Below are 12,048 nucleotides of genomic sequence, written 5' to 3'. Positions count from 1 at the left end.
TTTTTAGAAATAAGAAATTCGTGTGCCACTTTTAAGTTTGATCAGTAAAGCAAACTTAAAAGCCCATGAAAGTCTTAAAATATGTTTTCGTTTTAGCACTTTTTATTCTTTCAAATTGCGAGGAAAAAGAAATTCCTTCGGGTCAAGCGTTAAACCAATCTGTCAAATACCAAATACTGAACCGATCACTTCATGTGTCTGGAGGATGTGCTTACGGTCAAACAGGCCTTGGTGAAGTGGGAGAAAGAAAAATTCAACTGGCAACAGTATACCGCCGATTGGACATTGACAAAATTTGCCTTGCCCAAAACCCTTCTTCTCAAGCAGATTTTGGATTTGTAGGTAATACGGTCGAATATGAGATCACTTCTGATGGATTCTTGGATTTTTTCGATGCTTCAGGCAATCTCTTAATTTGCTTCGAGCCTTCTGAGTAAAATTCTCCCTTATTCAAAGTTTTCGTCCACTTTTTGCCGCAGATATGCTTATTTTCACGCATTCAAAGCCTTCGTGCTTTTGAGCAAAACCAGCAAAATACTACATGAAAATCATCTGCATCGGCCGAAATTATGCCGCTCATATCGAGGAACTCAAAAACGAAAAACCCGGAAAACCGGTCGTATTCCTCAAGCCGGATACAGCACTGCTAAAAGGTGGAGCTCCTTTTTTCTATCCGGATTTCTCCGAAAATATCCATCATGAAGTGGAACTTGTCCTTAAAATCTCCAAAGAAGGCAAATACATTCAGCCTCAGTTTGCCCATCGCTATTTCGAAGAAATAGGCTTGGGAATTGACTTCACCGCACGGGATCTTCAGGATCAATGCAAGGCCAAAGGTCTCCCTTGGGAAATCGCCAAAGCATTTAACAGCTCGGCACCCATCGGTGATTTCAAGTCAGTCGCGGATTTTAAAGACCTGAAAGACATTGATTTTCACCTCGAAATCAATGGAGAACTCCGACAAAAAGGAAACACAAGCCTAATGCTATTCGATTTTGCTACGATCATCTCCTTCGTTTCCCAGTTTTTTACCCTGAAGAAAGGCGACCTGATCTACACCGGCACTCCCGCCGGAGTTGGGCCCGTCAAAGTCGGGGATCACCTGACTGGTTTTATTGGTACAGAAAAAATGCTGGATTTTGAAGTTAAGTAAATTGAGCTCAGGTCCACGTCAGTGCGAACGCAGTGAAGCAATCTCTGAAGTGTTGAAGTTTAGCAAAATCTTCTTTTTAGTACTGGTAATAAATCTAGCCTCAACAACTGGAAGTTTTTCACAAGAAATCCAACAAGGCTATTTCCGCTCTCCAGTCAAACCCGGAGGACGAAATTACCTTTCAGGAAATTTTGCGGAACTAAGACCCAATCACTTTCATACCGGATTGGATTACAAGTTTGGCGGCTCTGAAGGTGAACCGATTTACGCTGCGGCCGATGGTTGGGTGCATCGGATCAAGGTTTCTTCCTTTGGCTACGGCAATGTCATCTACCTCAAGCACCCCACAGGTCACATCACGCTCTATGGTCACCTGCGGAATTTCAATCCGAGACTGACCGAGTGGATGCGGCAGAAAATGTATGAGGCAAAGCAGAATGAATTGGAAGTCTACCTCACACGCGATGAATTGCCTGTGAAAAAAGGCGAGCTGATCGCCAATGGCGGGAATACCGGAAGCTCGGGCGGACCGCATCTTCACTTCGAAATCCGTGACAGTTTGGATCGGGCGATGGATCCGCTTTTGGCGGGATTCACTGAGATTCTGGACAACATCCCTCCCACTCCACAGAAAATCGCCATCGTTCCCCTGGAAATTGACAGTCGTGTTAATGGCAAATTTCAACGAATCGAACTCACTCCTGTACTCAGTGGGGCAAGCTATCGAATACCTGAAACTATTCGAGTCACCGGAAAAGTAGGCCTTGAAATTCAAGCTTATGATAAATTGGACGGAGCTGAAAACCAAAATGGCTTTCCGAAATTTGAGGTTTCGGACGAAACAGGACTACTCTATTCCCTTACAGTTGATCAGGTAGATTTCAACTTTACCCGGCATTTTCTTCTTCATACCCATCAGAATCGCTTTACCCGACTCTATCACCAACCCAACCTGAAGTTTGACTACTTCAGCCCCAATCAGCCTGGCACCGGCTATTTTGAATTGGAGGGAGGAACAAAAAAGGCACTGACTATCAAATTGCTGGACGCCTACAACAATCCACGGCTGGTCAATCTGACATTGACGGGTACAGACTTAGACTCAACTGTTTCTGATGGTGCTGCACCGGCAAAGGCTCAAACAAGCTATATCAAGCATCATATGAAAATCAAAGTTGCCCAAACGGATAAAGGTGGCTTGGCGCAATTTTTCATCGGAAACAACGTCTACGAAGTTCTACCCGCCTATCAGGACGCTCAGTCACGAACCTATCTTTGGGACTTGAGATTTGGCATTCCATCTAAAATTGACCTCTGCTCAGAGATTTTGATTCCTGAGCTGATTGGCCATTTTCCGCTTGGAAAAGAGCATTTACATGCCATCGACAAATTGAAAATCAGAACGGAAGAAAACAGTCTTTTGGAAGATTTATACCTGAGAGTAAACCTCTCCGGACCCTCAAATGCTCCCGTGCTTCGCCTGCAAGAAACTACTGAATACCTCTGGAATCCCATCGAGCTGACTTGGGATGTAAGTGGCTACACAGGGGACAAAAGCCGCACCCACGTGTATCAGCGTTCACCCAATGGCTCAAGATCTTTTGTCGGTGGGGAATGGGAAGACGGACAAATCCGCTTCAAAACCAGAAATTTTGGTAGTTTTGTTTTGGCTGTCGACGATGTCAAACCTACCATTACTCCGATTAGGGTCAACGGCCAGGGAATGCGATTTACGATTAAAGATAACCTCTCGGGGATCAGGAGTTTTGAAGCTTTGGTAGACGGCAAGTGGGTTTTGATGCGATACGAGCATAAGCAGGCCGTGATCTGGTCTGAGACTTTGGATAAACAACCGCTGAGAGGAGCAGTTTTACTTAAGGTGACCGACATGGCTGGCAATATTGCCGAGTGGAAAGGCACCCTATCTTAATCTTTGTTCCATTCAAACAAAAAAAAATATGTCACTAGAAGTAGGCCAATTGGCACCGGATTTCACAGCAAAAATTGAAACCGGAGAGACCATCAAACTCTCTGATTACAAAGGAAAAAAAGTGATCCTTTACTTTTATCCCAAAGATGCTACACCGGGCTGCACCGCACAAGCCTGTAACCTGCGAGATAACTATGAAGCCCTTCAAAAAGCAGGATATGTTGTCTTGGGCATCAGTTCAGATGCTGAAAAATCCCATCAAAAATTTATTGAAAAGCAATCCCTCCCCTTCTCGCTCATCGCAGACACCGATCTGAAAGTACACGAAGCCTATGGCACTTGGGTGGAAAAATCCATGTACGGACGCAAATACATGGGAACTGCACGGACCACATTTGTGATCGATGAGCAGGGAAAAATTGCCGAGGTGATCGAAAAAGTCGATACCAAAAACCATACTGCTCAAATTCTAAAATAAACCTTAATGAAAAAACAATCAATCGAACAACTTCAAAAAACCTGTACTCAGCTCCGAAGAGATGTGTTGCGAATGGTGCACGCCGTTCAGTCAGGACATCCCGGAGCTCCGCTTGGCTGCGCCGAGTTTTTCGTCGCGCTGTATTTTGATCAGCTGAGACACAATCCTGACTTCAAAATGGATGGCAAAGGCGAGGATATTTTCTTCCTTTCCAACGGTCACCTTTCAGCCGGATGGTATTCTGTACTTGCCCGAAGTGGCTATTTTCCGGTTTCCGAATTGAAAACATTCCGAAAACTAAACTCCAGACTTCAGGGTCACCCCGCTACGCACGAACACCTACCGGGTATTCGTATTGCTTCCGGATCGCTTGGACAGGGACTTTCTGTGGCCTTGGGCGCGGCTCAAGCCAAGAAAATCGACCAAGACGATAAGCTGGTCTACATCCTGATGGGTGACGGGGAATTGCAGGAAGGACAGGTTTGGGAAGCTGCCATGTATGCAGCCCACCACAAAGTTGACAATTTGATTGCCACCGTAGATTACAACGGTCAGCAGATCGACGGTCCGACAAAGAAGATCATGGATCTGATGAACCTGAAAGCGAAATGGGAAGCTTTTGGCTGGGAAGTCAATGAGATCAAAGAAGGGAATGACATGAAGTCTGTCCTGGAAGGATTGGAAAAAGCAAAGGCTTTGACAGGAAAGGGTAAACCGGTCTTGAATCTGCTTTACACAGAAATGGGCTATGGAGTCGATTTCATGGTAGGCACGCACAAGTGGCACGGTTCTCCTCCCAACGACGAGCAATTGGCCCAAGCCTTAGGCCAACTGGAAGAAACCCTCGGCGATTATTAATTCCTCCCTCCAACAGACTTTATCATGAGCTTAGATTTAAAATTTACTTATACAGAAAAAAAAGATACCCGATCCGGATTCGGTGACGGCTTCCTGGAAGCAGGAAGAAAAAATCCAAACGTAGTCGGCCTTTGCGCTGACCTGATTGGATCCTTGAAAATGGGCGATTTCCAAAAAGAATTTCCCGATCGATTCTTCCAAACAGGAATCGCCGAAGCCAATATGATCGGTATTTCTGCGGGCCTTGCCATTGGCGGAAAAATTCCTTTTGCCGGCACATTTGCCAACTTTGCCACCGGCCGGGTCTATGACCAAATCCGGCAATCTGTGGCCTATTCCGACAAAAACGTGAAAATCTGTGCATCCCACGCCGGATTGACCTTGGGAGAAGACGGTGCCACACACCAGATTTTGGAGGACTTGGGCATGATGAAAATGCTCCCCCACATGACGGTCATCAACCCGTGTGATTACAACCAGACAAAGGCTGCAACCTTAGCAATTGCTGAATACGAAGGCCCGGTTTACCTGAGATTTGGTCGTCCGAGCTGGCCGATCTTTACTCCTGCTGATCAGAAGTTTGAAATTGGAAAGGCTTGGAAAATGATCGACGGGAAAGACGTAACCATCTTTGCCACCGGCCATTTGGTTTGGGAAGCGGTAGTAGCTGAGGCTATGCTGCGTGAGGAAGGAATCCATGCTGAAGTGATCAACATTCACACGATCAAGCCTCTGGACGAGGCAGCGATTTTGGAGTCGGTGAAAAAGACCGGTTGTGCCGTATCTGCCGAAGAGCATCAGATCAATGGTGGCTTAGGCGACAGCATCGCTCAGGTTCTCAGCCGCCACCATCCTTCTCCATTGGAATATGTGGGCGTAAATGACAGCTTTGGCGAGTCAGGAACACCAACTGAATTGCTCGAAAAATACGGCTTGAATGCCGAGAATATCGTGAAAGCTGCAAAACGCGCTTTGGCGAGAAAGTAATAAGGCAAACTTACCACTGAGTTCACGGAGAGATAAGTTTCGTGAAGTCAAAAGTAAAAAGTACCTCATTCAAATAGTTTTCTAGTAGCCTTTTTTGAGGACATAGAGTATGCGCTTCGCTAGATTAATTTGAAAAACTTCTACCAAACTAACCTTTGAGTGCGCTGTGGCGTACTCGAAGGTTTTTTTGACCCGAATCCTAAGACCTTGTAGAAAAAATCTGTGTAAATCTGTGTTTTTTTCTGTTCTGATCTGTGGGAACTTTTCTTTTTCATTCTTTTCGCCTTAGAATCTTTCTGGAATGGAATACTATGCGTTCTTATGCACGTGGTGAAAAATCTTCGAGTCCTTTGCGGCTGCCGTAATTACAAAAAGCTTTAGCTTTTCTCCGTGGCCTTGAGAAAGATCTCCTATGCCGGATAGGAATGAAGTTATTTTAATACATTGAACCTCTCAAAAACCTCTTTCTCCGTGACCTCAGTGATTTAAAAATCTTTGCGTTCCTTCGCATCCTTTGTGGCAAAAGTTTTTTTTATTGAAAACACTTTATTGCTCCAGACACGTAGACTATAAAAAAAAATTTTGATTCTATGGAAAACTACGAACCTACCCTTGTCGAAACCCTCGAAAAACTCCGAAAAGAAGGCTACACCGAAGATTTCAATATCCGATTTGACAGCTTGATGTGCGGCGATGTCTGCCTGCTACCTTCTCAGTTTGAGGTGGACAAAACCTTCCGATTTGAGGGAAATACCAACCCTTCGGATGAGGCTGTCCTTTATGCGATTTCTTCCCATGATGGAAAAATAAAAGGCGTCATCGTCAATTCATACGGAGTTTATTCTGATGATATGACCGATGAATTGATGGAAAAATTCAAATAGCTTTTTCTATTTTCGGGAATGAATATCACCCTTGATTCCCGGTTAAAGCTTGTTTTGAATCCCATTCATGCTGAAGATCAAGCAGTCTTGTATCGACTGATGGACGAAGTATACCGATCCGGCTATCGCTACATTTGGGAGGATCAGGGAGATTGGTATGTAAATTTGATTTACAATCGGCATACCTTAAATAAAGAACTCAACCGATCTTCAAGTCACTATTTCTTCGTGGAATTGGACGGGAAGAAAATAGGAATTCTCAAATATGACTTCCCCTTTTCCCCCGGGGAAATAGAAATTCCCAACGCAATGAAACTCCATCGGCTTTACCTTCATTCCGATGTCCATGGAAAAGGAATCGCTCAGCTCTTGATGGATCATTGTGAAAAAGTTGCGCTGGAGAATGGACTGGAAACTATTTGGCTGGAGGCGATGGAATGCCAGCCGCAAGCCCGGAAATTCTATGAAAAAATGGGCTTCCGTGAAGTCCTCACGTATACCTTGGATTTTGAACGGATCTTTCCTGAGTACAGGAAGATTCAGATTATGAAGAAAAGCCTTCATTGATCAGATACGGTTCAATGGAATAGGCTGATATTTTTCAAATTCGTCTTTTTCAAAAGACTCCCTTTTTATGAACAGCAGTTTTTTGTCCTGGATTTTTCAAAAACAGCACCTCAACGATTCGTTGGTATCTCTAAAATTAAAATTTGAATACTAACTATTGCTTTTTCATAACCGCTTGATTAACTTTTACCTACAGTTTCATACTGTTTGTCAATTTGTTTCATTTTAAACCCACACTTTTATGAGTAACCTGATTTCAATTGAAATCCCGGAGCCGGTTTTAGCCAGCGTCCGGGCGCACATTGCAGCCGTCAATGCGGAACTAGGCCCGTACCTGCCGGATATCTCTCCGGATATGTTGGAGGGCCTCCCCAGGATGGCCGATGGAAGAGAACCTTTTGTGGCAAAGGCAATGGATTTTGCCGAAACCAATCCTCAGTTCAATCCACCTTATCTGGATGTCCCCGAACTGCGAAAGGATCTGCAAGCCTATCGTGAACTTACTCCAATTTTCTATGAGTTGGAGCAAATCACTAATCGGGTCAGAGTAGCCTACTCCGCTGCGGGCTCAGAAGCCTTTGTAGCTTCCCTGACCTTCTACAATACGGTGAAGCAGGCTGTCAAAGTAGGTCTGGCTGCTGCCAAACCTCTGTATGAGGCCCTGCGAATTCTCTTTGAGCGTAAAAAGCCAACTGCTCAGTAAGCTTTGCCGGGAGATTTGACTTAACACACCCAACCGGACCTTCACAGGGTCCGGTTTTTTTGTGTCTGTTCGTCTCATGCCCGTTAAGCTGCTTTTCCTCAAGCAGCAAAGGTTGGATATAATATCGCTTCGGCGCTAGTCCCGGTTATTTTTTTTCAAAAAAGGATAATGGAATAATATTCTGTTTTTATTTTTTTTATAGATTTTTATTTTGAAAAATAGAATTATTTGTTGCTGCAGCATCGTGATTGCTACTTTTAGTAGAAATCGTCTATCTGGCAATAGAACATTTCACCAAATTCATAGCCCATTCCTACATTTTGGTACAACGTTCCTACTTTTTGCAAGAACGTTCCTACTTTTTTGGTCAAGTACCCCTACCTACAGTAGGAACGTTCCTACTTTTTACAGGAACGCTTCTGTTTTTTGGTGAATCGTTGATGTTTTTTGGTGAAACGTTGATGTTTTTTGCACAAACCTTCTTCTCCCAGGTGGAACGTTTCTGTTTTTAGGCAGGTCATTCTACCTACAGGTAGAACGTTCCTGTTTTTTGGTACCTCGTTCCTCCATTTACCAGGAACAGTCCTACATTTTGGTACAACGTTCCTGTTTTTTGGTAGATCGTTCTTGCTGGAGGTAGATCGTTGTTGCTGGAGGTAGATCGTTGTTGTTTTTGGATCGAAATGGGGGAGGAAATTGGGCGAAAGCACCATTCCAATTCATAGGATTGAATTCGAACCCATGAATTGCCTCCTGCTTTAGCGGGAGGGATAAAAATCAGGCAAGAGATTTCCGGGCTTTAGCCCAATCCTTCCATGGGCAGTTGGGAGAAAAAATGCCGTAGGCAGGGACGATATTAAATCCGGAGATAGGTTCGACACCCTTCGGGGTCGTGGGGAGATCATGTGGGTATCGTCTTGTCCACGGGTTTCACCCGCGGCTATTGAGAGGTTTGACCCCATACGGGGTCGTGATTCTGGCGATTTGGAAATAATTGAAATTTGGAATCAGAAAATATTGAAGAAAAAAATGACGATCCTGAAAGGATCGAACTTCTCAATAGCCCTAGGTGAAACCTAGGGAAAAGATGTCAAGAACGAGGTGAACAACCCCGAATGGGGTTGAACTTATAGGAAAATGGAATTACTCCCGGCAGCTGTACGGGATTCCGAAAAAATAGGTTCGACACCCTTCGGGGTCGTCGGAGATCATGTGGGTATCGCCTTGTCCACGGGTTTCACCCGCGGCTATTGAGAAGTTTGACCCCTTATCAGGGGTCGGGAATTTGAACCATCAATAGGTCTAAATGGTCATGAATCGAAACCAATGACCACGGAGTGGTCGAACCTCTGAATAGCCCTAGGTGCAACCTAGGGAAAAGATTGTCAGGATGTTTTATGATAACCCCGAAGGGTGTTGAACTTAGAGAAGATATTTCTCATCAAATTCAATTTCATGTTCCATTAACAATGCTTTGTATTCGTCAAGGAATGATATTTTCTTATGATGTTCCTCCTGATTTTTAACATAATTGATCAATCGGTCCTTTGACTTTATGGATTCAGAAAAGGCACCATATCCATCCTGCCAACCATTGAATTTTGGAAAAATACCTTCTCGCTTTATAAAATCATCACTAGCCAATTTGATGTCTTTCACCAAGGAGGAAATCGCAATTGTGGGATGAACGTGAGTAAGAATATGCAGATGATCTTCCACCCCGTTGATCCGGTAGAGATGGCAATTTTTATTGGTGAGAAGGTGGTGGATAAATGCGAATAATCTCTTCTTCTCGTCTTGGATGATTGTTGGTTCACGGTGTTTTGTGGAATAGACGATATGGTAAATCAATTGTGTGTGGGTCCCCATAAAAATCAGGTTTTAAAAATGAATCAAATGAATTTCGGAATTTGTGATGGTTTTGACAATTGGTTTCAGGATTTGTTCGACTCCCTTCGGGGTCGTGTAATGTTCACGCCGGTTCATAATCCACGGGTTGAGGTTCGACTTCGCTCACCCACCCGCGGCTATTGAGAGGTTTGACCCCTTGTCAGGGGTCGGGAATTTGAACCATCAATAGGTCTAAATGGTAATGAATCGAAAACAATGACCACGTAGTGGTCGAACCTTTGAATAGCCCTAGGTGCAACCTAGGGGAAAGATGTAAACGATAACGAGGTGAACAACCCTGAAAGGGTTGAACTTGTGGGAAATGGAATTACTCCCGGCAGCTGTACGGGGAGGAAATTGGGCTAAAGCCCGATGATGTTTGGAGTATCCATTTTGGAATGGGCTAAAGCACCATTCCAATTCATAGGATTGAATTCGAACCCGTGAATTGCCCCCCGCTTTAGCGGGAGGGATAAAAATCAGGCAAGAGATTTCCGGGCTTTAGCCCAATTCTTCCATTGGCAGTTGGGAGAAAAAATACCGTAGGCAGGGACGATCTTAAATCCGGAGATAGGTTCGACACCCTTCGGGGTCGTGGGGATGGTCACGCTCATTCGTTTTCCACGGGTTTCACCCGCGGCTATTGAGAGGTTTGACCCCATACGGGGTCGGGATTCTGGCGATTTAGAAATAATTGAAATTTGGAATCAGAAAAGATTGGAAAAAAATGACGATCCTGAAAGGATCGAACTTCTCAATAGCCCTAGGTGCAACCTAGGGAAAAGATGTCAAAAACGAGGTGAACAACCCCGAATGGGGTTGAACTTATAGGAAAATGGAATTCCAAATTCCGAAGGATAGGAAAGCGTAGATGCAATTTACGCTTAGCGTCAAGCGAACCTCAACGCTGAAAGACAATAGACTCCGTTGAGGTGGGACCTATCGGTTGAAAAATTTTAAATGGCATCCAGAGCTAAATAAACCATTGAAATGGTTTTTCTTCGCTATCCTGTCCACCATAGCCCACGAATTAATGGGCTATAAAGGAAACCACATTTTCCGTAAAATGGATTTATCCATTTCCCTCCACTATCCTAATCTCCTCCGTCAATCCATACAATTTATACACCAAGGCGTCGATTTCGCGGTGGAGGCGGGTGATGCCGAAAATCTGATTTGTTAGATCGGTCATTGGCTTTTCTTTTCCCTAAAGATATCCCTTTACCCGAAAACGAAAAGCCGTTTTTGGGAGGTGGAGGGGAAATGTCGGAGGAATATTATCCATTCTACTTTCCAAACACTCGTAAATCCAAAATTCAGGTGTCTTCCTTAAGCCCGACTTGATTCAAAAATTTCCCATCCTGTGGATTTTTTGGATAATTCTACATCGGATCGCTTCATGAAGTCTTTATGTCCATCGATAGTATTCAAACTATTATTTTGCTTTAAGAGGATTATCTGAAACCTTCTTTGGATTAATGGCAATCTTCTGTTTTCGGACTGATATTGGTTTAACGCTTCAAAACCAAATAACTACACCATGAACGAGACGCCTTCAAACTCTGCATTTCAGCCTCAAGCTGAGGATCAAACGCAATCCAATCAGGTCACCACGCAAAGCCACTATCGGAGGCGCAATTCCCATAATAAAGTCAATCCTAATCATCTGGGTGGAAATACTCAAACTGTCATTCAAAGCAGCAAAATGGATGATCAGCATCATACCCCGACGAATGAATCAGGACAAGAAGAGCTAAAGCCTAGAAAGCAGGCAGAGAAAGTTTCGAATCCCAATGGAATAGAACCCGATTCTCATGGCCATAAACCCGAGGATCAAAAGGAATTTGACCCAAAAAAGGAGATACCCGAAGAAGACAATTACTTGGTAGATGAGGAAGGATCTATCATCAAAGAACCTACTCGTGAACTAGACGACCCCTATCGGCCGGGACATGGAAGCAAGAAGGGCATGCCCCCGATCAAAAAGGACTTTTCCATATCCGACCTCAAGGAAAATATCAAAACCAATTATTAATTAAACCCACGGCTTGATTTTGAAAAAAAGCTCCAAATAATCGCGAGGCGGCGCCATTGGCTTGTTTTTTCTGAGACCTCATTATCAATAGGAAATCAGCAAATTCAGAATTCGAATTAAATATTTTCCCTTAAACAATTATTTGAAAACCTGAGCATTTACAGTGACAGCGGAACAGATTATTGCCGGAGTCAAGGCAAAAGATAGATTGACCACCGAATATCTTTATAAAAAATATTCCAAAGCACTCTATACTGTAGTTTGTAGGATCATCTCCAATAAGCAAATTGCCGAGGAAGTTTTTCATGACTCTTTCATTAACATCACCCGGAAAATCCAAAGTGAATATGTCCACGACGGCCACTTCTACACTTGGATGGCCAATATCTGCAGGAAATTCGCAAAGGAAAAAAACAAGTCCTAGAAATCTTTCTTTCCCATTTTTTTACCATCGGTTGGCGAAAGTGATCCCTGCTGCCTAATTTTCATGAGTTTATAATTTGTTTCTCAATGGCCAGATGGAATGCCCCAGATAATCATCCCCCTGTGTGTGAAGACTTTCT

Annotated in this window: 13 protein-coding genes; 11 read left to right on the top strand and 2 right to left on the bottom strand. The window is 43.8% G+C overall.

Annotated elements, in window-relative coordinates:
- Window positions 1-65: 65 nt before the first annotated feature.
- From C4S61_RS13750 to C4S61_RS13710, 9 genes are all read left to right on the top strand, one after another.
- Window positions 66-437: a hypothetical protein gene (locus C4S61_RS13750; protein ID WP_103925390.1), complete on the top strand. Its 372-nt coding sequence runs from the start codon at window positions 66-68 to the stop codon at window positions 435-437.
- A 104-nt stretch (window positions 438-541) separates the two neighbouring features.
- A complete protein-coding gene (locus tag C4S61_RS13745) occupies window positions 542-1,153 on the top strand; it encodes a fumarylacetoacetate hydrolase family protein (protein ID WP_103925389.1) in 612 nt (203 codons plus the stop codon).
- Window positions 1,140-3,083, top strand: a complete 1,944-nt coding sequence (locus tag C4S61_RS13740) for a M23 family metallopeptidase (RefSeq protein ID WP_235009988.1) — start codon at window positions 1,140-1,142, stop codon at window positions 3,081-3,083. Before C4S61_RS13745 ends, C4S61_RS13740 begins: the two co-directional genes overlap by 14 nt.
- A gap of 28 nt (window positions 3,084-3,111) precedes the next feature.
- The gene (bcp, locus tag C4S61_RS13735) at window positions 3,112-3,561 is read left to right on the top strand and encodes a thioredoxin-dependent thiol peroxidase (protein ID WP_103925388.1); all 450 of its coding nucleotides are present in this window, start codon (window positions 3,112-3,114) and stop codon (window positions 3,559-3,561) included.
- 6 nt (window positions 3,562-3,567) lie between these two features.
- Window positions 3,568-4,419: a transketolase gene (locus C4S61_RS13730; protein ID WP_103925387.1), complete on the top strand. Its 852-nt coding sequence runs from the start codon at window positions 3,568-3,570 to the stop codon at window positions 4,417-4,419.
- Window positions 4,420-4,443: 24 nt separating this feature from the next.
- On the top strand, window positions 4,444-5,406 hold the full coding sequence (locus tag C4S61_RS13725) for a transketolase family protein (RefSeq protein ID WP_103925386.1): 963 nt from the start codon (window positions 4,444-4,446) through the stop codon (window positions 5,404-5,406).
- Window positions 5,407-5,996: 590 nt separating this feature from the next.
- On the top strand, window positions 5,997-6,290 hold the full coding sequence (locus C4S61_RS13720; protein WP_103925385.1) for a phosphoribosylpyrophosphate synthetase: 294 nt from the start codon (window positions 5,997-5,999) through the stop codon (window positions 6,288-6,290).
- A gap of 18 nt (window positions 6,291-6,308) precedes the next feature.
- A complete protein-coding gene (locus C4S61_RS13715) occupies window positions 6,309-6,857 on the top strand; it encodes a GNAT family N-acetyltransferase (protein WP_103925384.1) in 549 nt (182 codons plus the stop codon).
- A 241-nt stretch (window positions 6,858-7,098) separates the two neighbouring features.
- Window positions 7,099-7,560, top strand: coding sequence for a hypothetical protein (locus tag C4S61_RS13710; RefSeq protein WP_103925383.1), 462 nt, complete (start codon window positions 7,099-7,101; stop codon window positions 7,558-7,560).
- A 1,422-nt stretch (window positions 7,561-8,982) separates the two neighbouring features.
- Here C4S61_RS13710 and tnpA read toward each other — a convergent pair.
- On the bottom strand, window positions 8,983-9,429 hold the full coding sequence (tnpA, locus tag C4S61_RS13700; protein ID WP_103925381.1) for an IS200/IS605 family transposase: 447 nt from the start codon (window positions 9,427-9,429) through the stop codon (window positions 8,983-8,985).
- A 500-nt stretch (window positions 9,430-9,929) separates the two neighbouring features.
- Window positions 9,930-10,112, bottom strand: a complete 183-nt coding sequence (locus C4S61_RS13695; protein ID WP_103925380.1) for a hypothetical protein — start codon at window positions 10,110-10,112, stop codon at window positions 9,930-9,932.
- An 878-nt stretch (window positions 10,113-10,990) separates the two neighbouring features.
- On the opposite strand from C4S61_RS13695, the gene C4S61_RS13690 reads away from it, so the two are divergent.
- Together C4S61_RS13690 and C4S61_RS13685 are read left to right on the top strand one after the other, a co-directional pair.
- A complete protein-coding gene (locus C4S61_RS13690; protein ID WP_103925379.1) occupies window positions 10,991-11,485 on the top strand; it encodes a hypothetical protein in 495 nt (164 codons plus the stop codon).
- Window positions 11,486-11,648: 163 nt separating this feature from the next.
- Complete coding sequence (locus tag C4S61_RS13685) at window positions 11,649-11,909, top strand: RNA polymerase sigma factor (protein WP_103925378.1); 261 nt, start codon at window positions 11,649-11,651, stop codon at window positions 11,907-11,909.
- Window positions 11,910-12,048 lie beyond the last annotated feature (139 nt).

The sequence above is a fragment of the Algoriphagus boritolerans DSM 17298 = JCM 18970 genome (assembly GCF_900108085.1).
Classification (GTDB): domain Bacteria; phylum Bacteroidota; class Bacteroidia; order Cytophagales; family Cyclobacteriaceae; genus Algoriphagus; species Algoriphagus boritolerans.
Note: the sequence above shows the minus strand (reverse complement) of the source record. Positions and strands in the feature narration are given on the sequence as shown.